This is a genomic window from Vibrio sp. GJ43-1, assembly GCF_055808835.1.
Window position 1 is genome coordinate 987,385 of the sequence record NZ_CM147884.1, and the last position, 24,970, is coordinate 1,012,354.

The following is a 24,970-nucleotide window of genomic DNA, read 5'->3' on the forward strand; positions in this document are numbered from 1 at the left end:
GATGCCCCAGTCATAGGGGCTCTTTTCAACCTAAGCGAGGTAAATATGAAAACGATTAATAGTCCGGTGGCATCAGCGCCAACACCAACACTAAAAGACTTAGTTAATACACCGACAAAAAAAATAGCCTTAGCAGTAATGATTCTGGGTAATGCGCTTATGCTTTCTAGCCCAGTCATGATTTCTACGATCAGCGTTCATTATAGCCTGTCCGCTTTGGAAATTACTGAGCTCACTGCAGGTTATCTGATATCAGCTGAGGCAATGGCAGCACTACCAATATTCATTTTGGGCAAGCCCGTTCTGGCACTCGTCAAAACAAAGTGTCTTTCGATGTTCAAACGAAAGAATCGCAACAAACAATAAAACAATAGCCAAAGGCAAGGAAGCCCTGTAATTGCGGGGCTTTTTTATTGAAGTAGGTATTTCTAATGAAGATATTTTCACATGCTGTGGGTCAGCGTCGCAGCAAATACATTGCAATAGGCACTCGAGTGTTGCTCATTGTTACTGGGTTATTAGTGATGCCAAGTGGTTTCGCTTCTGAAGAAAATAATGGGGTTAACTATGGTGACCCAAAGGCAGTATTCCATGTTCTGGTAATGGAGTGATGTGATGAAGAAACTATCGTTATCAGCATTATTATTGCTATCAGTTAGTGCATTCGCAGCTGTCGATATTGGTAGTCCTGAGCTAACGACGACGCAGCCAGGTAGTGGGGCAGGTGCAAATGCATCAAAAGACCCAGGCAAAGGTTGGCTTGGTGCTATTACACTCGGTCACTATAACATCCGAGGAATCAACGCGAACGGTCAAGACCATGCTTCGGATAAGTACACATCATTGGATTTAATTTTGCCTCATCTAAGTTATTACACCGATACCAGAATATTGGGGGGTCGATATAGTTTTGGTATCACTGGTGTAATTGGTGGTGTCCACCGCGGTAGCGAAGAAGTGGGCGTAGGCGTGAGTGGAAGCCCGTGGTTACATCCTATCCGACTTAATTGGACTGTTGGAAATGATTTACATGTCGTGGCTGGCTACTCGGTGCGATTAGGATTAAAGTCCTCCCGCATGTCCATCGACAAAGCTTATGACATGCACACGCTCAACACTGGTGTCACTTACGATATTAATGAACGGTGGCAAGTAAACGGCGCTTTACAGTATGAACATCGCACCGCGACAACTCGCAATGGACAGCGTTGGCAAGCTCGGTGATATCGGTTACGTTGAAGGTTCACTGATACGCAAGTTTGATAATGGTATGACACTCGGCGGGTACGCCTATCATATTGGCCACTTAAATCGTGATAGCGGTGTGCAATATGATGGAGCGAATTACTTGCTCATGGGGCGCTATGGCTCTCATGTATCTGCGTTAGGAATGGAGTTCAGCACCCCGATAGAGGCAATCAACAGTTCACTTTCGTTACGAGTTCATGAAGAAGTCGGACAGAAAAATCATTCATATGGAACCCGTGGTTTCTTAACACTTTCACACAAGTTTTAGGAGGAGCTATGTTTACACTTGTTACTGTAGTTGGCCTTAGCGCTATGACTATATTTTTTATTACAGACGGCGTATTCATCCGCCTTTTCTAATTATGATGTAGCCTCGGCTGGATGCTGAGGCACCATTTAACAACTTAGTCAGTATGGCAACGCTAGTCTTAATGCATCATTGTCATCAAGCCTCATTTTCAGAGTTAAATCTACATTCGGTGTTGGCTGTTTTTCTCAAAATGTAAATTTAGAGCTTTTAGGGTGCCTTCTACAATGCTGAAGAGTGTTTAGTTTCCTTATTTTTTTTAATCAACACAGTAAGTTATATTCGTATAAATATACTATAAAACAACCACATAGTCGTACCACCGATGATATTCATCATCATTCATTCCAAAGTAATGAAAAGTTTATCTAATACTTATCTGGAAGAAACCATGACTCGAATACAGCATAACCAAAATCCGAAGTAGGACACGCTTTTGAAACTGCTGAATGAGGCTTTTAAGAGGTATGAAACAAGCGAAATTGATTGGCATTTGATCAGTGGTCTCTGTGGATTTATATTTCCTGTACTTGATAACAGCAACAGATGCTGAATGTAGTCCCGGTAATAATCAGCAGTGCGGTCATTGTCACGTAAAATGCTGGCAACTGCCTCTACGGCTGAATGTGCGTATATAGAGTCGGGGTGGTCAGTCTGCTCTTTTAAGTCTTCCAATGCGCCAGATAGTCTCATGTCGTGTTCGCGTAGTAGGGTAATGAACACTACTTGCCTGACCGAATATCGGTTGTAAGTTACTAACCCAGAAGAGAAAGCGATTGTCACCAACCTCAGTATTCATCAGTCGCATGGTTTCTGCCGCTCAGCGCACAATGTAAATGTAGTGGTCAACTAAAATTGGCCACGGTTTTAGAGTTTTCCCAATATAATCGTTCTGACTCATTGGGAGTTAGACCACCGTTATACTGATGTGGCCTGAGTTGGCAGTAATATCCAATGATGTAGCGAGTGATCTCTTGTTGAGCCTCAGCAAAGCTACGATAACCCATCGTTGGCACCCATTCCGTTTTCAGACTTCTAAAGAAGCGCTCCATCGGCGCATTATCCCAGCAGTTTCCTCGACGAGATAAACTCTGTTTTATTTGAAAACGCCACAGTAATTGGCGGTATTTACGACTGGTATAGTGACTACCTTGATCGCTATGGAACATGACATCTTTTGGCTTACCGCGAGATTCATAAGCCATCGACAAAGCTTTGCCTGTTAGCCGACTATCAGGTGATAAAGACATCGACCAACCAATCACTTTACGAGCAAAAAGGTCGATAACGACCGCTAAATACATCCACCGATTACCCGTCCAAATATACGTAACATCGCCAACCCAGACTTCATTTGGTGCTGTAACAGCAAACTGTCGACTTAAGTGATTTGGAACTTCAATATGTTCCTGCGAGGATTTTCGGTAACGATGTTGTGGTACTTGGCAGCTTACTAAACCAAGTGTTTTCATAAGCTTTGCCGCTCGGTAACGGCTTAAATTCATGCCTTGGTTTGTCACTATATCAGCAATGGTTCTCGCTCCTGCAGAGCCATTACTCGCAGCATGGGCTTCGCTAACCAAGCTGCGAAGTTTGACTGTTTCAGCATTAATTACTGCTGGGCGTTTTAGCCAATAGTTATAACTACTTCGATGAACATTGAAGACTTCGCATAATGTTTTTACGCTATAGCTCTGCTTGAGTTTCTTGATTATCAAGAATTGTTCAGTTGCTTTTTTTAGTATTTCATTATGCTCTTCAAGGCGAGCCAGTTTCTTTTTTAATTCCCTAATTTCTATTTGCTCAGGGGTCATAGGTGAAGCTTTCGGTGCTTTCCCTTGGCGCTCTTCTCTTAACTGGCGAACCCATTTATCCATTGTGGATTTACCCACGTTCATGGCTTGGGCTGCTTCAGTCACTGAGTAGTTTTGGTCTAGAACTAACTGCGCTGCTTCTAACTTAAATTCTGCGCTAAATAACCGTCTTGTACGTTTTGTCATAGTGTCACCTGTTAACTTATGAGGTGATGATATCACCTCTAACTAAGTGACCAAATTCACTATGCCACTACATCTTTTGGAAGCAAGGTTTCTTCATAAGGAAAACGAATGAGATGATCCCAACCAGTAGAATCTTCTTCAAGAGAACGGTTAACTTTCAATCTGGCTTTTGTGCACCAAATTGACAGTTCATGCTCTCCTAAATTGCCGATATTCAAATCATCATCTTCATAATTAGGCATTTTCACCTCGTGTAATAACCAACATTTTGTACCAACCCCACCAAATAGCTGATCTAATAAAATATGTTACTAGTAGTAAACGCATAGTGCATGTGTTTCATAGTAAACGCATTAGGATAAATAGGTCAAAGGAAGTCATGGAGAAATGTTGTGGGTATCAAAGCTAGCAAACTTTGGGGCAAATCTTAGTTAGCAGGCACTTTGATAGAAAAGTGCCACGTGTAAAACTTCCGCTCTATGAAGCCTCTGGACAAAAAGTTATTGGCTAATGGCTTGTGCATTTACTATGACTCTAAAAAGGTTGTCTCTGCTAACCTATTTGGAGCGATAGGTTAAAAAAACACGAAAAATTTAACCTATCTCTGTTGTAAAATTTTTCCATTGTCCATCCGTTATTATCGAACTAAACAGTATCATACTACTCAGTGCGATACTGTCTGGTGCGATAAGTATGTAAACCTAAAGTTCTTCAATTTGCTAGCTCCCAATACTTTGTCAAATGGAGTTCGCGCCATGACTGTAAGAGTATTAAATTAGTTGGATTAGTTGTGAAGTTCAAACCTGATTATACGATACCGAATAGGTTTATTGACCTACATGTTCTAATGACATAAAAAACGACGCCATTAAAAAGATTGATAAATAACAATAACATAGGTCTAATTATCGTGATTTTCATCATAATTCATTTCCAATTAATGAAAATTCTAGCTAATGCGAATAGAGGGAAACGTTTGAACTGAGATAGGTAATCTGTTGCGCTGGGTATTTTCAGTTTCTGGTATATAATGGGTAAAGGCATGCTCGACCGTAAAGTCTAAAAATATTATTCTCATAGCTAGTATCTGGACAGAAACCGTTTAGGTACTTTTCCCTAAACGGTTTCAATCAAATTAGAAAAATATTTTGAAACCTTAACCGCTTGTTATGCATATTCTTGTGGCAATAAAACCGCTTGTTTATCTTCTATCAACGGTTTACTTACTACACATATATTCCTTATTGCCAACATACGTGTATAAATTATTTCACCCAATATATGCATGGCAGCATCACTATCCATCGCTCTCAACACACCTTTGACTTTAGGTCTCTTTTTCTCATCAAGGTGGAAAAGTTCACCATTGAACCAGTAATTAAGCAGGTCATCTGCGACATAGCCATGCCAACCTTTCGTCATACCAGCTTTTTTATAATCATCGACGTTATCTTTAACCATTTGCCTAAATCTACTGTCACTTACGTTTTTGGAGAGCACCTTATTACAAATAGTGTAAAAATGCGTCTTCTCTTTTTGCGCATAGAAAAAGCGAAAATCAACAAATAGTCCTTTCATACGAAAATGATTAAGCTGGCCGAACTCAGACTGAATTACACCATTTTCAGATCTAGTGTAACTGCCCGTTAAGCTGAAACCTGACTTGATCAAGTCTTGAAAATTTTCCCAAAGTATCGTGAAGCGCTCATGGAAAAGCTCTAATGATAATAAATCGTCTTCTTCCAGCTTGAAATCTAACTCGATCGTTTCCATTTTTTCTCTCATATGCATAACGCCGCCAGCGGGGGCGCGAGCTTGCGAGCGTCCTACTGACTGGCTTTGTTATACGCTTGATTACACACCGTCTCGATCTTTGATGCCTTTGAGTTTATCAGCTGGCAGATTGTTATATATTGCGTCAATTTCATTCGGCTCGGTAATCATTTTTTGAGCAATAAAATTAACAAGCCGAAATAGTTGATTTGCAGTATCTCGGTCATCATTAAGATCAATCGTACCGGGATGGACTGCATCGTTTCCGATGACTCTTACGCTATCAAGTGCCTCCTGTACTTTATGAGGAAGGCCTGCAGCGACAAGAGCCTTTATATCTGCATTGATATTTTTACCTGGCTGGCCAAGATGCGCACATAGCTTTTGAATTCCCAATCTCAGTAAAGCTGCAGCCCCTCTGGGCGAAAGATTAAAAATTGACCTTGCCTCTTCATAATCCCTTTTTATCTCATCAGGTAGGTCTTCATTTGGCGACTCAGCAGATAGGTTTAGTGGAAATACAATGGACTCACCGTGCCAGATTGCAGGAAAGCCACAATGCTCACAGTAGGAGATAAGAAACCTACTGTCCTCTCTCTGCACGCCGAAACCATCGGCTCCAGTTGAGCCTCTCATGTAATACCAGTGCTGCTTTGTATAGACATGGCAGCTAACGCAATTAAAAGCCTCTTCATGCAAAAATGGCGTGATGTACTTACCTTTCAATTTGATACTCCATTAAATGATTGCGTATAGCACTTTATAGACGTACTTTTTCCGTCTTTGCATTCCGTCTATATTGCTGTTATTTATTATGAAACTCAACTGATATCAAGCTCAACTGATATCAAGCTGTTATGTGAATCGGCATATATTTGTGGGGCGAATTACGGAAAGACTCCGTATAAGAGACCAAAGTACGGATTAGATTAACTTGGTCTATTGGAGCACTGGTCAGGTGTTCCGCTCGGTGGTTCTGAGAAGAAATGGGGCAAAGACATGCTAGCGATAATCACGCTGACAAACACAACCTGTGTAATTTCACTTAGGGGCAGTACTAAGATATTCTTTGTCGGCAAATCCATCGAAACAATATGCACTTGCTTGTCTTCGATGATTCGCCTTAGTCGTTTCCAGTCTTCTGCTGTCAAACGAGTTAGGCGGACTACTTGCTCAATGAATAGAACACATCCCTTGTTAGCTTCACCCAATAGACGCATAAGCTCATGACTATGCAAGCTTACACCTAACTTATTTTCGATGAACCAACCTGAAACAGAGTGTTTCATGTTTTTCAAAAAGTCAGTCATAGACTCTTTAGCACGAGCTGTGTCTTGGCTGTTAGTCGGTGCTCTTAAGCAACGAGTATCTGCATTATTGCTTTCTATCACATAACTAGGTCAGCAACTCAAATGATAGAGATATTACGCTAAAGGGGAGGTGATAAAGAAAAGCCCTAACGTATGGCTAGGGCTTTATTATCAATGGGATTAAACAGGCCAATCCCAATCAATGTATTGCTGTAGCTGTTCGCCAAGTTCCTCTGAAGCAGCACCGTCTACGTGATATGCGTGATAGCCGTACGTTTTTCCTGATGGAATTTTGGTAAATGTCGTTGCTTGATAAGGGTCAAATACTGGAGTAACACCGATTGATTGAATATCAGTGTTGATGGTCTTTAGCCATGTAACCATGATTGTTTTAGCGCCAGTGCGTTCGACGTACTTACGAGCAGCTTCAAGTGACCAGCCTTTTGTGCAGATATCGTCAACTAGCAAAACTGTTTTATTGCGCTTTAGTGGAGCATTTACGTAAGGCTTTTTGTAGTTCTTTGTTGGTAGCTTGTTCAGCTTAATAGTGTTGAGCTGATTATGGTGGTCAATCACAATGCCAGCATTACGCGCATTCTGAGATTTGGTCGCTGTAGTGTGACGCTCAATCAAATCATGCAAATAGCCCTTGTTGAAGCATTTGCCGAAAGTCATAAGATCATCGTTCATTTTGTCGTTGCCAACTCCTGCTTTATGCCCAGGGTAGGCAGCAATGAAATCAATACGCTGATGAATGCCAGTAAAGTACATACTAGTAACTAGCGCGCCAAGCCAGAAGTCAACATCACCTTGACCGAACTTAGCTGCTGCACGTCCATTTTCAGAGTACTTTCTGAACTCTGGCTTGTACGTACTGAACGGGGCTAACGCGTAGTACTCAAAGTCACCGTCTTTGACTTCATGACTCCAGAAGTGCTCACGTAGACAAAGCGTATCAATGAAGCGAGCAAGTTCTTTCGGTTCGCTAAACTCGAAGCCGTAGTCAGTATTATTACTGTACCAAGTCGCACGCAAGAACAGAATCTTGCCATTTACAGCAGTGCGCATATCATCGTCGCTACTGCCGATATAGATAACTTCGTTAGATTCCCACCTCATTTCATCAAGAACGTACTGAGTTGCTGCTGCGCGTGGCTTAGGCGGAATCTTGGAGTCACGCTGTCGAGTAAAGATTGCTAGGTCTTTAAAATGCTTCTCGAACTCGTCGTAAAGGTCTTTTTTGTTGCCGTCGTTATCCGTAAGTGTCCAAGCTCGGTTAGCAAGTAACACAGGCTTAATCCCACGAAGTGTAAAGAAAGCCATTAACTTCTCTACCTCAGCGAACACGTCTGTTTTAATCTTACCGTCTAGTGTTAATAAGCGTATCTTCTACGCTGAGAATCACACCTTTTAGCTGTTTAGCAGCCATGCAAACTCCTTACAAATCCATTGAAAGTTGACCTTGTTCGCCTTGTGCTGGTGACGGTTCGCTTTCTTCAGGTTGTTTTAAAAACTCGATTAAATCACTGGATTGGTCAGGGACGCTGAATACTTGTCCGCGTTTATATGCACTGACCGCTTTTATTTCTGCATTTTCTAAATCTGATTGATAGAGATATGGCATTACTAGGAATCGACCGTAGTCTTTTGTGAAGTTCACTGTATGAGCCGTACCACTCTTAATCTTCCACTCGACGGGCACTGTAACTTGAGCAAGGCTTGCTTGAATGCGATTGCGGCGCACAAAGTTATGTGCGCTGTAGCTTTGACCTATCAAATACTCAGTAATAATCGCACCACCATTAGCCACTATTTCAGCTCGTAAGTGTTCAGAACCACGCGGGTAGTTGCTATCAATACCAGTACCGAGAACAGCAATCGTCGGCACACCAAAACGCATTGATTCAACGTGAGCTTTCTGGTCAATACCGTCAGCAAGGCCACTTACTGATGCAAGTCCTTGATTAGCCATAGCTGAAACAATATATTTCGTTAGCCAGAGTCCGTCTTCGGTAGATTTTCTACTGCCAACTATCGCAATAGACGGCTGGTGAAGCGTTCGGTAGTTACCCTCAACGAATAACCACATCGGCGGCTCAGGTGTGTTCTTCAACTGCTGCGGAAAGGTGTCTTGGTCATGGAAGAAAATACGAACGTTCTTTTTGGTGTAATCACGCGCAAGCTCAAGCCCCTTATTCCACAAGTCAAGCTTGAACTGCATCCACGATTCGTCTGACTCTTTAATAGAGTCATCTAGCTTCTTGTGAAGCATCTTTTCGAAGTGCTCAACGTCGTCTGTTTTAATCAGTTTTCTAAAGCTGATTTTTTGAGCCGCGATTTTATACAAGGTTCTAAAGCCGATGCCGTGTATAGACTGTAATGCTAGAAACGCAACGGTTTCAGCTTTCCAGTAATCTTGCTCATTTTCCATTTCAAATACCTTGCTATAGCTGCGCCCGATTTTCGTACTGAGAGCGGTGGGTTTAAAGCTGGATTGAATGCCGAAGACAAATCGATCTTATTGCTTCCATCTTCCTGATTTATATTGCATATAGCAAGTGGCCAACCGACAAAAGCATGAACATTTTGTTCTAGATAAAGAGTTTTACAGGTAGGCGTTTCGTGTACGTGATGTATTAGTTCGACATGAGTGCGGGTGAGTAGCTGGGTTTGGCTTAAGTGATAAGTAGGGTGAAGTGGTGATTTGTTGCCGGGAATAGGTGCTGTCTTAACGTTAGAGTATCCTCCTCATTCACGCCTAAACTGTTACCAGAGTAAACACGTCTTGGGGCAAAAGTGTGTTTCCTAGCGCCGTCAACACAATGAGCTGCCCTCTAGTGTGTTAATTAGAAGCACGTGTAACCCTTCTTACAGAAAGTAAGATTCCGGGTGGTTTTAACTTCACATCGCAACCTGCGCATCGCAACTTGCGATGTGAGTGGCCACTTAAGAAGTACCAGCGCAAAGAGTAAGATATTATATTTTAATCAACGACTTAAGATTAATTTATTATGGATTTACTGATAAGTTATCCTTCGACTGAGAGGGGGCGTATAAAAAAGCTCTCCAGAATAGAGAGCTTTGATAGGTTATCGGTAGTATTGTTTTTGGCGCTTCGAGTTATGCTTCCAACTTTTTGCTAGGCCATACACATACGACGGGTAGTCATCCCATGGGTTAGCTAATGCTCTTCCTCGTGCAGCGCGCAGCTTAACTGGGTAACCTCTACACTCAACCTTGTGAAGAAAGTAATAGCTCTTCTCCTGCTTGGTAGAAAAGTGCTTATGAGTTCCACTGCGAACGCTTGGATAAAGATCCCAAAGATATTGGCACTGGTATTTTATACGGTTCCGGTACTGCTGTTTTAGCCTTTTCATTTACCCTCCAGGTTTGCATTACCTAGAAGGGGTCCTCTGCAAAGTAATTCATTCCGGCCTCCCCAGTGTGCCTTTAGTGAAATTGTAGCCTATGTTTTTTCAACTACATAGAAGAGAAAGCCGAGATCACTCTCTGCTTAAATGCCCCAAGTCGAAGCTCATCAAACGTCCCTAGTGTTCCATAGAGACTATTTGAACTGTCTATACTGCTTTCCCAAGATACTGTTGTTCTCCCGCCTTTTGGGGACTCAAGCGGAAGCGCGACACTTAAGCTATTTCCTCGACCAGAGAACTCTGTTTCGATAGGTTTCCCCATACTTACATAGAGACGAGACTCAGGAATATCCTGTTCAACCCTTTCAGAAAACTCAATCAGACTTTGTTCAGCAAAAGTGAATAACCACGCTTGTTGGTTTATTGTATTATTCACACGAAGTATTCGTCCGAGCACCTGCCTGAAATACAATTCCGTTTTGACCGAACTCATATGGCAACATACTTGAAGGCGCGGAATATCAGTACCCTCACTGATCATACCTACACTAACAATCCATTGTGCGTCGCTTTGTCGATAACTCTCTATTTCTGCTAGCGGTTCTTCATGTCGATAAGTGACGATAGAAACGGTTTGCCCAAACTTTTGAGATAGTATCTCTTTGATTGTTTGCGCATGTTGAACCGACGCTGCAACAATCAGTCCACCGGCATTAGGGGATCTGATACGTACTTTTTCTAACCGCTCACATCCTAAACCGAGTAGATATTCCATCGCCTCTTGGTTGTGAATAACACTCTGGTAGGATGCTTTTGTCTGTTTAAGCATCTCTAATATTGATGAAAAGGATTCGACTTTTTCGCAACTACTAACAGACAAGTGTTCATTATCAACCAAGACGATTTTAGGCGTTCTACAAACACCATCAGCAATAGCTTGTTTAAGAGTGTATTGGTAATCGACAAGAAGCTGTCCGTCTGGGTCGCTGTACTCACCCATGACAATGGGTAAAGAGTCTGAACGCCACGGTGTACCTGAAAGTGCGAGGGTAAAAGTAGCAAGCCCTTGAATCTTTGTGAGAACTTGTTGCCCCCAAATGTTCGCATTTTCAACCTCAGAGCCAGAGCAATGGTGTATTTCATCAAAAACAACAAAGACCCTGTAATTCCGCAATGTTTGCCAAAACTCATCGTTGAGGAACTGGATAGATTGGTATGTTAAAGATTGCCCTATAGCTCCCATACCACCATTAAATGTGCAATTAAGTATCGATGAAAAGGTTCTTTTTATACCGTCAGAAACCGTCAATGATGGCGAGAAACACAATACAAGATCTACCATGTCACTTTGTAGCAGGCTTGACGCAATATTAGCGGCAAGCACTGTCTTACCAGCCCCTGGTGTCGCTTGGCAAAAGAAATGGGAGCCGTTGGATTGATATTTTTTCAACGCTCTGTTGGAGCATTCACCTTGCCATTCCCTTAACACGGTTCATCTCCTTCATAGAGAGTATTAAGAACCCTTGTTAAAACATTCACTTTACCGAGCAATAAAGCGGCGCGCTCTTTAGCCTCTTGATGCAAAGGGGCAAGTTTATTTTCTAGCTCAGGAAATCGAGATACGATCGATTGATATTCGTCAATCTCCCCAAGTACGATCTCAAGTTCACCCTTATATTCATTACGTTCATTGCTCAAAATAGAATAGTTTTGAATGGGTATTTTAGGCTTTATATCCGCTTGGTTATTCGTGGTTACATTGTTATGTAACTCTTTAAATTGTTCCGTTTGAAAGTAACGCTTTTTCCGACCTGAGCCTTCACTTCGCAACCAACTTTTCTTTTCAAAGTGAAAAATTGCTCGGTACACCTTTTTACGAGCTTCGGCAGAATTGGAGTCCACATTATCAAGTGATAGCCAAAAATCTCTTGCTTCTAGCACTGTGAACCCATCTAACCCATTCTCTATCAATAACTTGTGCATGACCGCACTAATTCGTCGATCCCGTTTCATTTCCAAAATTACACCAACCAAAAACTAAGGATTGCTTAGTATACAGAAATCAGTAAAACTAAGAAAATCTTAGTTACCTTGAGATCAGAGACATGAACTATAAGTGTCATTTACTAACCCAATCCCTGAGCGTCTTAAAGATGCACGCAAAAAAGCGAAACTCTCCCAAAAAGCTTTGGGAGTGCGTATAGGTATGGATGAAAGCTCCGCAAGCCCGAGAATGAATCAATACGAAAAGGGAAAACATACGCCGGATATCAGTACGTTAAAGTCAATTGCAGATGAACTCGGTGTGCCTTTGAGTTACTTCTTTTGTGAAGATGAGATTTCTGCGGAGTTAGCTGTGAATCTAAATAAGCTCTCTGAAACGGATAAGCAGAAGGTTCTTGAGGTCACAGTGCGGCTTATTGAAGAGTCATTTGAAAATAGTTGTCCTAAAGGGGACTAGCTACGCGAGCCAGCGAAAGGGCACTGGCTCGGTTTGTCATTTAAATACTATTTGTTGTTGAGGTAATCTAGAACAACTTCATGATGGTCTTTGGTTTTGAACTTATTGAACACATGCTCAAGGTTACCAGACTCGTCAATCAAGAAGCTTGTTCTAACAACACCCATGTTTTCACGGCCCATGAACTTCTTAAGTTGCCAAACACCGTATTTCTCACACACAGCGTGGTCCTCATCAGCCAGTAACGTGAAGTTCAGCTCTTGCTTGTTGATAAAGTTCGTCAGTTTTTTGGGAGTGTCTGGGCTGACGCCAAGAACCACAACATTGTGGGCGCCTAATTCAGCTTTCGTATCACGAAGCCCTTGAGCTTGGACTGTACAGCCTGGCGTTGAAGCGCGTGGGTAGAAGTAGAGTAGTACTTTTTTTCCTTTCAGCTCAGAGAGGGTTACTGGGTTGTTGTCTTGGTCGTTTAATGTGAAATCTGGAGCGATTTGTCCTGCTTCGATAGCCATGGGTTATCCTTACTTTCTTTAATTTACTCTGAATCGAGCTTTGTTATTATTTCAGTGTGTAGTTTTATCTATGCTTGGTGGTGTTGTCTAGTGGTAACTCTAAACTAGGTTTAGTTACTTTCTGAAGTTGCCTTCAACGATATTATCGGGCCTAGTGTTAACGACTTTATCCATGGCTTTCTCACGCTCTGAAGCAGGAAGCATCTCCATTAGTTCTTGAATCATTTTGATGTGATTAGCTGCTTGGGTAGCTAATGCTTGTTCATGACTTCTAGCGAGATCTAAGTATTCCTTTTTCTTCTTATTTGCTTGAGTGTTTTCACTTTTTTGTTTTTTAATCTCCTCTAGTAAAAGCTCTACTTCTGATTGAGCCGACATACATTTGTTAACGCGAGCCGATAGCGACTTCTTTTGTATCAGATCCTTTATGTCAGGGTGATTGCGAAGAGCCCCAACAGACAAACCAGCTTCTTTTTCGACTGTACTGTTGTTGATTTTGAGTTTTCCGCATTGAACTTTTTTCCGTAGTTCTTGGTTATGTGGTGAGTCTGTGAGAAGACGGTTTAATGCTGCGATAAGTAAGCTTTTTGTGGTGGTCTTCATAATGTGCTTCCAGCGTGAGGTATGAGTAGATGTTTGACTTCTTGTGGTATTGATACTGGTTCATAATCAATACCTAGATCACTCATTATTCGTTCAGCCGCGGTAATTTTGATATATGACTCTGCTGCTGACTGTGGAGTTAATTCATCATGTTCTATGTCATAATACATAAATATTTCGGCTTCTTTTCGCATAGCCTCAGCATAAACAGTATCCACGATGTAATCGTTCTTACAGTCTACGCACTCAATTAAATTAACCTGCGTTCTAAGGCTGCAGTTGCGCGATGTACAGTAGAGGCCGGGAGCAACCACATGTATATGTCTGTGCCCTTTTTTAACACGTTTTCCCAATACTCTATCGTCAACATGTCATTTTGGGTTTTATCTTGAAATGCCACATGCCCCAGTTCTAAGACTCTTTTGGTGAAGTCTTTACCTTTTCCCCCTGCGACACGCTCCTTGTTGGCGAATTTGTTATAAATCTTCAAGTAAAGCTGTGATTTCTGTTTTATTCGCTCTCTGTAAACAATATTGTGTAGGTCTTTTGAGGTTGACTTGCGTTTTCGTATTTTCTGAAATTTGCTCGCATATCTTGCATAGTGTCGTGTCATAGCAAGAGATAAGTGACCGTATTGTTGTTTCAACTGAGGAAATGAAAGTAACTCGTAACCAATTAAATAATATGCAAATGATCGTCGCAATTGATGGCATGAAAAATGAAATTTTTGTCCCAGTTCGAATTCATGATTCGGGTCTGATATTCTTAAGTCTTTGATATCATTTTCTGTTAACTCAAGCTCAGTTGATAGGGTTTTATTGAACCAAAATTGCGCATGTCGAGAGACGGATTTTTTCCTTATAACTCCAAACCCTTCTTTAAATTTGTGAAAAAATGCGTTGCTACTGGTGTGTTTATTGCGTAACGGATTATGGATAGTGTTAAGAACTTCAAATGCTTTTTTTCCTATTTCAGTTGTAACAAATTCATCTTGTTTTGCTTGCATACCTTTTACTGTTTTTGACAAGCTTGTATTAAGTAAATATATAACCTGACCAGAAATCACTTCAGCCACACATCCATTAACTGTATGCAAGTGGTAGGCTTCATCGGTTCTCATCCCTGACCTAGCCATTAGTCCCCATAGGCACCCCCCTGATAGCTCTTTTAATAATGCTTGTGCTTGGGTGGGAGTAGTTACCGTTATGCTCCCTAAGGTAAATGTTGAGCCAGGGTAGCAATGCTCATAAAAGCTGGAGTGGACTTTTGGCTGAGTATCTTTGAGCAGTTGTAATATTTCCGCTTCACTAGGCGACTCTAAACTTTTAAACTCGGATTTAAACTTGTTGTTTTTACTTTTTTGATTACCGTCATCTAAGCGCCAAATCTCTTTACCTACAGATCGTACACTTAAACTTAGATATAAGTATTTTGCATAGCCATTGTAAATGTTGTCTTCGAAGTCAACGAGGAAATTAGCAAGTTCTTCAACTAGGTTTAAGTTGTTGTATAGATAATTGATTAGGTTTTCAGATTCATCTAAGGCTTGGTAAAACAGGCGTTGAGGTATAACCGGGTATTGAAGTGCAGGGTATGGTGTAAGTCCAAGTGTTTGAGGGTTAATCACACCTTTAAACCCAACAGTAAAGGGTAAGCCTCGCCCTTCAGTAAAGAGCTTGTTGATAGGGGCGTAATTCTTTTCTCTTCTGAAGTCAATATCAATGACTTCCCTTTGTATCCATGAGGTAATACGGTCAACATCTACATAAGATAGACTGTTTAAGCCATCTCCTAATAATGGCTTAGCAAACTTTTTTAGGACAACAAGCGTCTGACATAAAGAGTCAAATGAATGTTCGACAGGAGATACCCACAGCATTTTTAATATGAGAGCTTTTAGCTCATTTTGAATATTTCTTTCAATAACCTTACCGTCTAGCGAAAAGTTTAGTGTGCTTGCTTTTGTAGCCGTTGGGGTGAAAAATGGCTGAAGATTCTTCCAAGCATCATTGTCTTTGATTTTCCCTAGTGACTGACCATTCTCATCAAATCCAATATCTAGTTCTTCGAAGACATCCCAATTTCCTTTTTTTATAGCTAAGCTTTAAGATATCTGTAAGGTAGTTGGTATGCGTACCAATATTTTGTTGTGCACTTTTTATTTTCTTTAAACGGTTTAAGTCTATGATTTTAATCATATGTCTACCTATACCTTAATACTGATAAACGTGCGTGGTCCATGGTAACTCTAGGATGGCGGCCATTTTGGTTGAAGTTCGACCATGCACTTTGTAGTATTTCGTGACTTGCCCCTTTTAGAGTTGATTCAAATACAGAAATTTTTTCTTGAATTTCAGGCTTAGCATCTGGGTAATGATCTAAAGCTTCTTTCAATACATCAATAAATGAAATGAGCTTGTAAATAGAGTTTGGTTCATCTACAGCCTTCGCAGATTTGCATTTAAAACACATATCAAATTCAGCACATGGTAAATTATGTTTCACCGCCTTATTGGTAAACTTTTGTGTTGAGCCCCCCTCTTAGTATCTGCTGGCCATCACATGTTATTCCATTTGGGTTAGCTAAGCTTTCTATTTTTTTGCCACTCATCATGCGTTAGCATCTCAACAACTAGCTTTTCTTTAACTGTGTCTTTTGCTTTTGTCAGTGAGTTGCCTTTCGCTATGTTTTCGAGTACCTCTATTGCTTCGGAGAGAGTTTTTCTATTAGTGTTTGGGTGTCCATTTGAGTAATGCCTACGTAATGTTGCTATGCTATTTTGTAGTAGGTTTGTTAAGTGAGACAAGTCACCTTCGCGGTATTCGCTATTACTTGTTGACTCTCTAAAGCGACTTGACTGTAGAGTTAGAAAGAAGTCATCAGGCGCTATGCCCCATTTAGAAATTTGAGCTGCAGTTATAGGGTTAATGCCTGACCATTGTTTTGGCTTTTGCCCTGAATGGCCAAAACGTAGTAAATAAACAGGAGCTGAATCTTTAGTGTAAGCAGCTCTACGCATCGCCCAAGATTCGATATCCTTTATTAATTTAACGATGTTGCTTGCGATAGTTATTGTTGAAGACTTACCATCATCATATGAAAAAGTAACATGGGTACTATGCTTACTGTTATCGCAGGAGTATGACAAAGGTAAAACAATACCTTTCAATGAATTGTCGGTAAGGCACGCCAAGATACAGTAGCTAATTCGAAGTAAATTCCTTGTTATATGTGCTTTTGCTAACGGGTGTGTGTTTTTTTTAACCACCCTTCGTCCGATTTCGTTTGTGGTAATACTATATCTAATACTGGCCCCTTCTAGTGTGTGATAGAAAAGCTCAGTAAGCATAGGCAGGTTGAGAGAGCGGTATACCGAGGTTAAATGTAGAGTTGTAACTAAGTGCGTGTTAACGGCTCTAACGTCAAACTTATTTGATATCTCCCCATTTTCGTCGAGTAAGTAGAGAAGCTCTTTGTTGCTTCCATATGATAGAGAAAGTTCAGACAATAACTTAATAAACTCAACCCCTGTTCTCTTTTTCAAGTTAAATGTTGAGTGGCTATCAACCTCATTAGTCAATGTTGCACTAACAGTTTTGTTTGCTCGAGCTTTATAACACTTAACTTTAACCGTTTGGAGTGACTTATCTCTAAGGTCTTTTTCGACTATTAAAGGGTGGTGTATTTCTTTTATCGGTGTTGAGTTTAATGACGTGAAGTAGGACATTAAATAATATGCAGCACCCATTGCCATATTAAATGCACACGCTTTATTTACCCGTCCCACATAAGTTTTTAGTGAGGTCGGGATTTTAAGTAGTTCTATCTGGTTCCCAATATTAATGCTTACGCAGAGTTTTTCTGGTACAGCAATCTCATCTTTTTTTATAGCAACTAGTTGAGAAGCTAGCCCAAAAAATAAATTGCTTAACCTTGATACTATTAACTTTTCTTCATCTTCAGAGTAAGAGGGGTACGGGTCATTTTGGTCTCTAAAGATACGATGTTGGTATTTCCAACTTTCATTAAATGTACCGCACCACCTTAAGGCCTTGATAGTATTTGACATTTTGCTATTACAGGTTGATTCTTTGAGGCCTAACTCTTCACCATTACTCCTTTGCCAAAGACGTAATGAAGGTATGTATAGCTTAATCTGGTGGCGCATCTCTCCATCATTTCCAAAGTAACGTAGATAACCTTCCCTTGAAAAAGGATCTATCGCTTGGCAATCACAAAAGAAAATGAAAGAACGTAAGCAATCATACACAGCACTTATAGTTTGTTGCGATCTGTACCTTTCTGCATATTTTCTTGCACTCTTTGCGAATTTACGTATGTGAGGAACTCGAGTCGTTATTACATTTTGTTTTGAATCACACTTAAAATGGGTGAGGTGCTCAATACTAAAATCGTAACTTGACCTTGATGATGTGTTTTCTATAGGAATACTCAGTTTTAAAGGAGTTATATTATTCCTGTAATGAGAAACTTTCTTAGGTGAGCCTTTTGCTAATGGACTCTTACCCATCATATTCACCCATCAAGCTGAGCTTATTGTTTTTGCGTTTAGCTGCTGACCTTTGGGAAGCTCCTTCTTGCATGAATTTGATATACTTTTGAGTTGTTAACGTACTAACGTGCCCCATCAAGCTTGCTAATTCATCTAAGAGAAACTCAAAACTAACGCCTCGCTCACGTGCCTCAATTAATAGCCAGTTAGTTGCGAAAGTCGCGCGCAAGTCATGAACTCGGTAGTACCATGTAGGGTCAATCTTCGTAAGGTGTTGTCGTAAATCAGCAAACTGCTTTTCAAGTGTATTAAGTGAGTACACAGTGCCTTTATTTGAGAGGAAGAGAATGCCTGAACTGGTAAGCTTTTTTTCTGTATTCTGAAGCGTGTTGCGTTTTGTTGTGTTTTTAAGGCGTTGCTTGCTGTACTTATAGATTTCAAGTTCTTCGTAAATAGCGTTAGGTACTTCAATTACTCGCGGTTTATTGAACTTGGTCACAGTGATTTGTATTGGGACAACATCTAGCCCTGTAGTGTTGATTTCCCCCACCTGATGTGACGGAAAATGACGAAGTTCATCAATCCTAGTACCTGTTTCAACAGCAAGTCTGAACATTAACGAGAAAGGCTTTGGTAGGTGCTCTATGTGCTGGTAGAACAGATCTTGGTCTTTTACCTTCATAGGTTTAAGCTTTTTATGGGAAGGCGTTGAGTCTGAGCGAGGAAATATTTTCATAATATTAGATATATCAGCCTCATGAGGTTTGTTTGTTCTCATGTGGGCTAATATATCGTGCTGCTCACTACCTTGATCATATCTTAGAGTTACTTTCGAGTAATGAGTAACAACGTGTTCGCAGTTATCTTTTATATACCCCGAATTTTGCAGCCACTTATAAAAAGCAAGCACGGAATTCATATAACTTTTTGCTGTTGCTAGCGATAAAGCCTCATCGCCCTCTGAGTTTCTGTGTCGGCAGTTTGACAATAAAAATTCTGCAAAGCGCCAGGGCGCACCTTCTTCTTCGTATTGTGTTAGCTTTTTATAAGTCAGATACTCAGGCGGAACCACATCACCATTTTGATCGTATTGTTCTGAATGGGATGCATAGAGAAAGCGAGTAAAAAGGAGGAGGGCTTTAGCGATACTGTACGTGTCTTTTACTTTTCCTTCACCTCTTAACTTGGAAATGAGATAGAGAGATTGTGGGTAAACGACCGAACCATCTGGAGCTAGAATTATCTTTGTTTTTTTTGTGTATTTTTTGAGGTTTGAAGGTGAAAGGTGCGGGGTTAAGACTATTTCATCAGTGTTTTGGGTTGTGTGCGATATTATTTTGAGTTTGGCTAAAGTGTCAATTTCTATTTCGAGCAATCGAAAATCATCGTAGGGATACTCTTCTGGAACGTTTGACATTCTTCTTTCCCTTCATATCTACCTTTAAATTAAACTTAGGCGATCAAAGAAAATTATCAAGGTTTTCCCGTCAAACTTATTTTCCAAGGGTAAACTTTTTCTCGCCCCAGACGCCAAATTGGTCTGCAGCAATGTGCTCTTCGTCAGATAGTAAGGTGAAATTAAGGTTATCACGCTCAATAAATTTACCTAAACGCTTAACAGGATCGATACTGGCGCCTAGCACGACGACATTATGCTCAGCCAGCTGAGATTGAATATCGCGTAAGCCTTGGGCTTGTACAGTACAGCCTGGTGTCATTGCTTTCGGATAAAAATAAAAGAGAATCTTTTTACCTTTAAAGTCGCCCAACGAGACGGTATTGCCGTCTTGGTCGAGAAGGCTAAAGTTTGGTGCTGGTGAGCCAGCCGTCAGCGTATTCATGTTGATTCCTTTGAAGTAATTATTTTTATAGGTAATTGACTTATAACTTATTGCTACTAATGAAGTTAAGAGATCCACGTACTGACAAGCTTTGGCACAGCGCATCAAACTCTTCTTGTAGCTGCATTAGGTTGCAGTTTTCTTCGACATTGGCGCTAAGGGCAATCTGGAATTGGTCAATATCTGTTCCAGCTCGCTCTTTAATAATGGTTTGCGCGCTTAATGAGGCAAGGCCAATGTCACGGTCTGCAAAAAACTGCGTAAATTTCTCGGTTAGACCGACACGGTCCTCTGATTCAACAAAGACTTCGACGGTATATTGATTCGTGAGGAGATCATGCTTAGAGGTACGCTTCATCATGGTGATGAGATCATGCTCTTGGCCAAGTAGCGGTAGCGTTGTTTCAACGCGAGTAATGTGACTGCTGTTGCCGGAGATCAGCATAATCAGGGTAAACTCATTGCCAAACATAGCAATGCGGCTATCGACGATATTACATCCTGACTGGGTGACAAGGTGTACCAATTCGTTGCAAATCCCTGGGCGATCGGTACCAACGGCGGTAATGACTAAGTATTGATTCATAGCGAGACTTCTATTCCATGTTTGTTGATATGGTAGCACAACTCAAATTAAAGCTCTTGTGGTTGCTGTAATGAAAACCACGGATATTTTTTTGTCGAAACCGCTCTCTAATGTCGTCTTATATGTTGTTAAAGGAAGCGAGCTTTGTCAACGCGACCTTCGTACAATTCGCTATATTAGGCGTTGGTCTACTGAGGTAACCTCGGTATATAGTGGTTACCCAAGATATTCTGGCTAAATTTGACGATTGGTTGACACCGATATTCACCAAAAGCGCATCTTATACGTGCCTCATATCTGAAATCTGTAATTAATCATTCACTTCTTTATGGGAACTGTTTTTAATCTCTTGTGTTTATCAATATCATTACAGTACCATGCAAGAAGTATCAATTTAGGGAGATAGCCATGTTTTCAGGAAGTATTGTTGCATTAATAACCCCATTCACTCCAGATGGTGAGGTGGATTTTGTTAGCTTGAAGAAGCTAGTGGATTTTCACGTTGACGCGGGTACTGACGGCATTGTTGCGGTTGGAACGACGGGTGAGTCTGCAACATTAACTGTAGAAGAACATGTCAAGGTTGTCGCTAAGACGGTTGAATTTGCCGCTGGACGAGTACCAATTATTGCTGGTACCGGAGCGAATGCTACACATGAAGCCATTACTTTTAGCCGATTGCTAAATAACGTGGGTATTGCGGGCTGTTTGAGTGTGACTCCATATTACAATAAGCCAACTCAAGAAGGTTTATATCAGCACTATAAAGCGATTGCTGAAGAGAGTGACATCCCACAAATTTTATACAACGTCCCTGGACGTACGGGTGTGGATCTCATTGCCAGAAACGGTGGCGCGCCTGTCTAAAATTCCAGGTATTGTTGCATTAAAAGATGCGACGGGTGATTTATCACGAATTCAAAAACATCGTGAACTTTGTGGCGAAGATTTTATCTTACTAAGTGGAGATGACTCAACCGGGTTGGATTTTATCCAACAAGGTGGTAAAGGTGTTATCTCTGTGACCAACAATATCGCAGCAGCGGATATGGCGAAGATGATGGACCTTGCTTTAGAGGGTCGATTTGAAGAAGCGCATGAAATCAACGCGCGACTTATGACGCTGCATAAAAACCTGTTTGTTGAATCAAGCCCAATCCCAGTGAAGTGGGCGGCTCACAAAATGGGTTTGATTGAAGAAGGTGGTCTACGTTTGCCGCTGACTGAATTGTCAGAACAAGCTAAACCGATCGTTGCTCAGGCAATGTCGGAAGCGTGTATCTACTAAAATAGATTATGTAAGAGGAGCGCTATGCTCCTCTTTTAAGGGAGTCTCAATGAAATTTTCTCGTCAGCTAGCGGTCTCCTCGTTAGCTGTTATTGTATTAGCCGCTTGCTCCAGTGATCCTAACACTCGTCGTGAAGCCAAAGATGATTTCAACTATTTAGAAGCGCCAGAGCTTCGCAGTTGGCAATTAGCTGAAGACGCCACTCCGCAGTTTTACCCTAACTATGAGATCCCTGAGGGTGACTTCAAGGGTGGAATCGGGCGTGAAGTCGACATTCGACCACCACAACAAGTACTGGAATTGATTCCTGGTGCTCGAGTTGAGCGTCAAGGTTCAGAAGTGACGTTATGGCTACTCAAGCAAGACGAAATGGACAAAGTATGGGCGACGGTCCAAAAAATGCTTACTGAGATTAACGTTAAAGCGCTGGAAGAAACCGATGACCGAATCGAAACGGATTGGGTCACTTGGGTTTCTGAAGATGAAGATGTTGAAATTGGTAGCCGTTACGAAATCACCCGCTTTGAAGCCAACCGTCGTTTTGGTTTTAAGATGGTATTGATCGATTGGCGAGAAGCGAACACGGTTAAGCCTGTGACTCGCACCAATGAAGAGCGTTATAACACCTTGATGACCAATTTGGTCACAGCACGTTATGATCGTGATTTAAGAGAAGAAGCGGCACTTAAAGCTCAGCAACTGGTAAAATCAATCCCAATTAGTATGGGAACAGACCGAAGCGGGCTACCCGTTATTATTGCGCGCACACCGTATAATGTGATGTGGCAAGAAGTGCCTGAGCTATTGCCTAGAATGGGCTTTACGATTGATTCTCGTAATCAGTCCCAAGGGACAGCGAAAGCCAAATATGCGTCACCAGATGATGAGTTTTGGAATGATGTAGGCTTGAAGCCGATTGATTTAGAACCGGGGGAATATACCTTCCTGTTTGGTGATCTTGGTAACCGTACGTCAATTAATGTTACGGACAAAGATGGTAAACCTGTCAACGAGAGCTTATTACGTTCGTTGGAGCCGTTAATCTCAACGGTGATAAAACAGGGTAAAAGAGAGCCAATAAAATAAAAAGGACCATTATGGTCCTTTTTATTTTTTATCATGCTTCCCGTATTTTTCTTTGTCGAGCTCGTTCAGTCTATCGAGCTCATACTTTCTTTTCTTTGCAGCATTCTTTTGGTTATCGAACTTCATGTTAGCGGTGTACTTTAGCGCAGCAATGTTGCCAAATACGACCGCTAAAACCACGATGATGATCACCCAAGGGTTAAATAGCCACTCAATCATAATTCGCTCTCAAAGGCTGATGTTGGTGATATATTGATTGTAGATGGTATTGAGCTCAGAAAGTATGGTATCTCGTCCCAAAATTTCAGATTGCTCGATGAGCGCACTTAGCTGCTCAAGTGTTAGTTTGCTCATGTTGTCTTGCGAAGCTTGGCGATGGCTGATGTGCCAAGGTTCAAAAGCGACACCACCGATAAGGCTATCTTGGTAGGGGAAAAAGAAACCATGCGTTGAAAGGTTGTCTTTCAGCCATTGGTAGAAAGCGTGTTGATGCCCATCTAAATACTCCCAAGGCTCCAATTGCAGTGTGGTTTGTTCTGGAAGTAGATTGCCCGCGTAGACGTCGAAATCGGTCCCCCAGTGATGGCGACTGGCCCCGGGGAGCGCGCTCCATTTTAAAATTGCAAATACCTTTTCTTTTTCTGTCAGTTGCTCCGTGATAAGTGGCAACCCGTGGTCGTCAAGTATCGGCCGTGTGCCATTCATTTTATTGTTCCAAATGACCAGCTGTCGTTGGAAATTGCGATAGCCACTGGCAATGAACAGGTCAAAGCCAGCGGAGGATGCCGCTTGTATCAACTGTGACATGTCCTTATGAACATGTGGGTGGACTTGAAATAAGCGTTGAGCGACCTTCAAATCGATCAGTTTGCTGTCATCGAGTCCTACAAGCGACTTATTTATCATGTCTATTGACCGAGTAAGTTGATCAGAGTGTGCTCATACATATCAGTAAGCTTTTCAAGATCGCTCACGTTAACACACTCGTTTACTTTATGAATGGTCGCGTTCACAGGACCAAGCTCAACGACTTGCGTGCCCATCTTGGCAATAAAGCGACCATCAGAGGTTCCACCAGTGGTAAGAAGCTCTGGCTTTTGCTCATTAACAGTGGCGACCGCATCGACGACGGCTGTGAGCAAATCACCGAGTATCCGTTAGGAAAGGGTGACCGCTGAGAGTCCATTGCAAATCATACTCTAGGCCATGTAAGTCGAGTGTGGAATGGACACGTTTCTTAATGTCTTCATCGGTTAATTCGGTACTAAAGCGGAAGTTGAATTGAACATTAAACTCGCCAGGAATGACGTTACTTGCCCCTGTGCTTAAGCATGCAGGTTTGGAATTTGAAAGCTCGTTGGTGGAAAGTACTGGTTGCCTTCATCCCATTTGGTCGCCGCTAGCTCGGCCAATGCGGTGAGGGACTGATGGATTGGGTTTCGCGCCAATTGAGGGTACGCAACGTGACCTTGGATGCCTTTGACGCATAGATCGCCAGTAATGGAGCCTCTGCGACCATTTTTAACCACGTCTCCGACATGTTCGGTGCTGGAAGGTTCACCCACGATACACATATCAATGAGTTCATTACGCGCCATTAAGGTGTCGACCACTCGGGTGGTGCCGTTGATAAAAGGGCCTTCTTCATCAGACGTTATTAAGAACGCGATGGAGCCAGTGTGATTTGGGTTGTTTTTGATGAAGCGTTCAACGGCGACGATCATGCATGCCAGTGAGCCTTTCATGTCCGCAGCGCCGCGACCATGTAAGTGACCATCAATGACGGTTGGCTCAAACGGTGGGGTGTGCCAAAGGTCGAGAGATCCTGCTGGCACGACATCAGTGTGACCAGCAAATGCAAAGAGTGGCGCGGCGGTTCCACGGCGAGCCCAGAAGTTAGTGGTATCTTCAAATACCATGATTTCAATTTCGAATCCCAGCGCTTTAAGGCGCTCTATCATCACTTTCTGGCAATCGGCATCTTCGGGTGTTACTGATTGGCGGCTAATTAAGTCTTTTGCTAGTGCCAAAACGGGACTGTCTGTCATCCTTGAGGATCCTTGTCTCTA

At 41.7% G+C, this 24,970-nt stretch carries 26 protein-coding genes and 3 pseudogenes; 7 read left to right on the top strand and 22 right to left on the bottom strand.

Annotation, left to right across the window (positions count from 1 at the left end; genetic code table 11):
* The first annotated feature begins 45 nt into the window (after positions 1–45).
* From AC0L66_RS04675 to AC0L66_RS04690, 4 genes are all read left to right on the top strand, one after another.
* Positions 46–366, top strand: a complete 321-nt coding sequence (locus tag AC0L66_RS04675) for a hypothetical protein (RefSeq protein WP_473568540.1) — start codon at positions 46–48, stop codon at positions 364–366.
* 65 nt (positions 367–431) lie between these two features.
* Positions 432–611: a hypothetical protein gene (locus AC0L66_RS04680; protein ID WP_244357435.1), complete on the top strand. Its 180-nt coding sequence runs from the start codon at positions 432–434 to the stop codon at positions 609–611.
* A gap of 4 nt (positions 612–615) precedes the next feature.
* Positions 616–1,224 carry a transporter family protein gene (locus AC0L66_RS04685; protein ID WP_473568542.1) on the top strand — a complete coding sequence of 203 codons (609 nt, stop codon included), beginning with the start codon at positions 616–618 and terminating at the stop codon, positions 1,222–1,224.
* Positions 1,172–1,516, top strand: a complete 345-nt coding sequence (locus AC0L66_RS04690) for a hypothetical protein (protein WP_473568543.1) — start codon at positions 1,172–1,174, stop codon at positions 1,514–1,516. Before AC0L66_RS04685 ends, AC0L66_RS04690 begins: the two co-directional genes overlap by 53 nt.
* Positions 1,517–2,400: 884 nt before the next feature.
* On the opposite strand, the gene AC0L66_RS04695 is transcribed toward AC0L66_RS04690, so the two are convergent.
* The 10 genes from AC0L66_RS04695 to AC0L66_RS04740 form a co-directional block, all read right to left on the bottom strand.
* Positions 2,401–3,555 carry an IS3 family transposase gene (locus tag AC0L66_RS04695; protein ID WP_473568545.1) on the bottom strand — a complete coding sequence of 385 codons (1,155 nt, stop codon included), beginning with the start codon at positions 3,553–3,555 and terminating at the stop codon, positions 2,401–2,403.
* A 59-nt stretch (positions 3,556–3,614) separates the two neighbouring features.
* Positions 3,615–3,797, bottom strand: a complete 183-nt coding sequence (locus AC0L66_RS04700; RefSeq protein WP_473568547.1) for a hypothetical protein — start codon at positions 3,795–3,797, stop codon at positions 3,615–3,617.
* 925 nt (positions 3,798–4,722) lie between these two features.
* On the bottom strand, positions 4,723–5,328 hold the full coding sequence (locus tag AC0L66_RS04705) for a hypothetical protein (protein ID WP_473568548.1): 606 nt from the start codon (positions 5,326–5,328) through the stop codon (positions 4,723–4,725).
* 81 nt (positions 5,329–5,409) lie between these two features.
* On the bottom strand, positions 5,410–6,054 hold the full coding sequence (locus AC0L66_RS04710; RefSeq protein ID WP_473568550.1) for a DUF4145 domain-containing protein: 645 nt from the start codon (positions 6,052–6,054) through the stop codon (positions 5,410–5,412).
* 203 nt (positions 6,055–6,257) lie between these two features.
* Positions 6,258–6,719, bottom strand: coding sequence for a recombinase family protein (locus AC0L66_RS04715; RefSeq protein WP_473568552.1), 462 nt, complete (start codon positions 6,717–6,719; stop codon positions 6,258–6,260).
* A 99-nt stretch (positions 6,720–6,818) separates the two neighbouring features.
* The gene (locus tag AC0L66_RS04720) at positions 6,819–7,961 is read right to left on the bottom strand and encodes a phosphoribosyltransferase (RefSeq protein ID WP_473568554.1); all 1,143 of its coding nucleotides are present in this window, start codon (positions 7,959–7,961) and stop codon (positions 6,819–6,821) included.
* Positions 7,962–8,076: 115 nt separating this feature from the next.
* On the bottom strand, positions 8,077–9,069 hold the full coding sequence (locus AC0L66_RS04725; RefSeq protein WP_017086253.1) for a DNA-processing protein DprA: 993 nt from the start codon (positions 9,067–9,069) through the stop codon (positions 8,077–8,079).
* A 658-nt stretch (positions 9,070–9,727) separates the two neighbouring features.
* Positions 9,728–10,015 (bottom strand): hypothetical protein, encoded by a 288-nt coding sequence (locus AC0L66_RS04730; RefSeq protein ID WP_102549240.1) that lies wholly within the window; start codon positions 10,013–10,015, stop codon positions 9,728–9,730.
* A gap of 103 nt (positions 10,016–10,118) precedes the next feature.
* Positions 10,119–11,498, bottom strand: coding sequence for a DEAD/DEAH box helicase (locus tag AC0L66_RS04735; protein ID WP_473568556.1), 1,380 nt, complete (start codon positions 11,496–11,498; stop codon positions 10,119–10,121).
* Positions 11,492–12,022 carry a hypothetical protein gene (locus AC0L66_RS04740; protein ID WP_473568558.1) on the bottom strand — a complete coding sequence of 177 codons (531 nt, stop codon included), beginning with the start codon at positions 12,020–12,022 and terminating at the stop codon, positions 11,492–11,494. Before AC0L66_RS04740 ends, AC0L66_RS04735 begins: the two co-directional genes overlap by 7 nt.
* Positions 12,023–12,125: 103 nt before the next feature.
* Here AC0L66_RS04740 and AC0L66_RS04745 point away from each other — a divergent pair, with 103 nt between their 5' ends.
* Positions 12,126–12,470 (top strand): helix-turn-helix domain-containing protein, encoded by a 345-nt coding sequence (locus tag AC0L66_RS04745; RefSeq protein ID WP_473568560.1) that lies wholly within the window; start codon positions 12,126–12,128, stop codon positions 12,468–12,470.
* Positions 12,471–12,517: 47 nt separating this feature from the next.
* Here the strand turns inward: AC0L66_RS04745 and bcp (AC0L66_RS04750) are convergent, their stop codons facing one another.
* The 9 genes and pseudogenes from bcp (AC0L66_RS04750) to AC0L66_RS04790 form a co-directional block, all read right to left on the bottom strand.
* Entirely contained in the window at positions 12,518–12,982 is a 465-nt protein-coding gene (gene bcp / locus AC0L66_RS04750) for a thioredoxin-dependent thiol peroxidase (protein WP_473568562.1), read from the bottom strand.
* A gap of 114 nt (positions 12,983–13,096) precedes the next feature.
* Positions 13,097–13,585 (bottom strand): bacterioferritin comigratory protein, encoded by a 489-nt coding sequence (locus AC0L66_RS04755; protein ID WP_473568564.1) that lies wholly within the window; start codon positions 13,583–13,585, stop codon positions 13,097–13,099.
* Positions 13,582–13,803 (bottom strand): hypothetical protein, encoded by a 222-nt coding sequence (locus tag AC0L66_RS04760; RefSeq protein WP_473568565.1) that lies wholly within the window; start codon positions 13,801–13,803, stop codon positions 13,582–13,584. The genes AC0L66_RS04755 and AC0L66_RS04760 overlap by 4 nt, the downstream gene beginning before the upstream one ends.
* A 32-nt stretch (positions 13,804–13,835) precedes the next feature.
* Complete coding sequence (locus tag AC0L66_RS04765) at positions 13,836–15,464, bottom strand: site-specific integrase (protein ID WP_473568567.1); 1,629 nt, start codon at positions 15,462–15,464, stop codon at positions 13,836–13,838.
* 323 nt (positions 15,465–15,787) lie between these two features.
* On the bottom strand, positions 15,788–16,090 hold the full coding sequence (locus AC0L66_RS04770) for a hypothetical protein (protein ID WP_473568568.1): 303 nt from the start codon (positions 16,088–16,090) through the stop codon (positions 15,788–15,790).
* 74 nt (positions 16,091–16,164) lie between these two features.
* A complete protein-coding gene (locus AC0L66_RS04775) occupies positions 16,165–18,120 on the bottom strand; it encodes a hypothetical protein (RefSeq protein WP_473568570.1) in 1,956 nt (651 codons plus the stop codon).
* Positions 18,110–19,516 carry a tyrosine-type recombinase/integrase gene (locus AC0L66_RS04780; protein ID WP_473568572.1) on the bottom strand — a complete coding sequence of 469 codons (1,407 nt, stop codon included), beginning with the start codon at positions 19,514–19,516 and terminating at the stop codon, positions 18,110–18,112. The genes AC0L66_RS04775 and AC0L66_RS04780 overlap by 11 nt, the downstream gene beginning before the upstream one ends.
* A gap of 79 nt (positions 19,517–19,595) precedes the next feature.
* Positions 19,596–19,940 (bottom strand): annotated as a pseudogene (gene bcp / locus AC0L66_RS04785) (thioredoxin-dependent thiol peroxidase); the annotation flags it as partial.
* Between the two features lie 40 nt (positions 19,941–19,980).
* Positions 19,981–20,526 (bottom strand): glycine cleavage system transcriptional repressor, encoded by a 546-nt coding sequence (locus AC0L66_RS04790; RefSeq protein WP_265674552.1) that lies wholly within the window; start codon positions 20,524–20,526, stop codon positions 19,981–19,983.
* Between the two features lie 408 nt (positions 20,527–20,934).
* Here AC0L66_RS04790 and dapA point away from each other — a divergent pair.
* Together dapA and bamC are read left to right on the top strand one after the other, a co-directional pair.
* A pseudogene (dapA, locus tag AC0L66_RS04795) lies at positions 20,935–21,814 on the top strand (4-hydroxy-tetrahydrodipicolinate synthase).
* A 49-nt stretch (positions 21,815–21,863) separates the two neighbouring features.
* Positions 21,864–22,901 (top strand): outer membrane protein assembly factor BamC, encoded by a 1,038-nt coding sequence (bamC, locus tag AC0L66_RS04800; RefSeq protein ID WP_473568574.1) that lies wholly within the window; start codon positions 21,864–21,866, stop codon positions 22,899–22,901.
* A gap of 21 nt (positions 22,902–22,922) precedes the next feature.
* On the opposite strand, the gene AC0L66_RS04805 is transcribed toward bamC, so the two are convergent.
* The 3 genes and pseudogenes from AC0L66_RS04805 to dapE all read right to left on the bottom strand — a co-directional run bounded on the left by AC0L66_RS04805 (position 22,923) and on the right by dapE (position 24,949).
* Complete coding sequence (locus AC0L66_RS04805; RefSeq protein ID WP_265674555.1) at positions 22,923–23,120, bottom strand: DUF2897 family protein; 198 nt, start codon at positions 23,118–23,120, stop codon at positions 22,923–22,925.
* A 9-nt stretch (positions 23,121–23,129) separates the two neighbouring features.
* Complete coding sequence (locus AC0L66_RS04810; RefSeq protein WP_428752610.1) at positions 23,130–23,807, bottom strand: M15 family metallopeptidase; 678 nt, start codon at positions 23,805–23,807, stop codon at positions 23,130–23,132.
* A 2-nt stretch (positions 23,808–23,809) separates the two neighbouring features.
* A pseudogene (gene dapE / locus AC0L66_RS04815) lies at positions 23,810–24,949 on the bottom strand (succinyl-diaminopimelate desuccinylase).
* Between the last annotated feature and the right edge of the window lie 21 nt (positions 24,950–24,970).

Coding starts and splice junctions, on each gene's coding strand:
- AC0L66_RS04810 (WP_428752610.1), bottom strand. CDS start 23,807: ATGATAAATAAGTCGCTTGTAGGACTCGATGACAGCAAACTGATCGAT.
- AC0L66_RS04700 (WP_473568547.1), bottom strand. CDS start 3,797: ATGCCTAATTATGAAGATGATGATTTGAATATCGGCAATTTAGGAGAG.
- bcp (WP_473568562.1), bottom strand. CDS start 12,982: ATGGCTATCGAAGCAGGACAAATCGCTCCAGATTTCACATTAAACGAC.
- AC0L66_RS04755 (WP_473568564.1), bottom strand. CDS start 13,585: ATGAAGACCACCACAAAAAGCTTACTTATCGCAGCATTAAACCGTCTT.
- AC0L66_RS04740 (WP_473568558.1), bottom strand. CDS start 12,022: ATGAAACGGGATCGACGAATTAGTGCGGTCATGCACAAGTTATTGATA.
- AC0L66_RS04725 (WP_017086253.1), bottom strand. CDS start 9,069: ATGGAAAATGAGCAAGATTACTGGAAAGCTGAAACCGTTGCGTTTCTA.
- AC0L66_RS04720 (WP_473568554.1), bottom strand. CDS start 7,961: ATGGCTTTCTTTACACTTCGTGGGATTAAGCCTGTGTTACTTGCTAAC.
- AC0L66_RS04680 (WP_244357435.1), top strand. CDS start 432: ATGAAGATATTTTCACATGCTGTGGGTCAGCGTCGCAGCAAATACATT.
- AC0L66_RS04790 (WP_265674552.1), bottom strand. CDS start 20,526: ATGAATCAATACTTAGTCATTACCGCCGTTGGTACCGATCGCCCAGGG.
- AC0L66_RS04690 (WP_473568543.1), top strand. CDS start 1,172: ATGAACATCGCACCGCGACAACTCGCAATGGACAGCGTTGGCAAGCTC.
- AC0L66_RS04775 (WP_473568570.1), bottom strand. CDS start 18,120: ATGATGGGTAAGAGTCCATTAGCAAAAGGCTCACCTAAGAAAGTTTCT.
- AC0L66_RS04805 (WP_265674555.1), bottom strand. CDS start 23,120: ATGATTGAGTGGCTATTTAACCCTTGGGTGATCATCATCGTGGTTTTA.
- AC0L66_RS04675 (WP_473568540.1), top strand. CDS start 46: ATGAAAACGATTAATAGTCCGGTGGCATCAGCGCCAACACCAACACTA.
- AC0L66_RS04695 (WP_473568545.1), bottom strand. CDS start 3,555: ATGACAAAACGTACAAGACGGTTATTTAGCGCAGAATTTAAGTTAGAA.
- AC0L66_RS04685 (WP_473568542.1), top strand. CDS start 616: ATGAAGAAACTATCGTTATCAGCATTATTATTGCTATCAGTTAGTGCA.
- AC0L66_RS04780 (WP_473568572.1), bottom strand. CDS start 19,516: ATGTCAAACGTTCCAGAAGAGTATCCCTACGATGATTTTCGATTGCTC.
- AC0L66_RS04705 (WP_473568548.1), bottom strand. CDS start 5,328: ATGGAAACGATCGAGTTAGATTTCAAGCTGGAAGAAGACGATTTATTA.
- AC0L66_RS04730 (WP_102549240.1), bottom strand. CDS start 10,015: ATGAAAAGGCTAAAACAGCAGTACCGGAACCGTATAAAATACCAGTGC.
- bamC (WP_473568574.1), top strand. CDS start 21,864: ATGAAATTTTCTCGTCAGCTAGCGGTCTCCTCGTTAGCTGTTATTGTA.
- AC0L66_RS04765 (WP_473568567.1), bottom strand. CDS start 15,464: ATGCTGTGGGTATCTCCTGTCGAACATTCATTTGACTCTTTATGTCAG.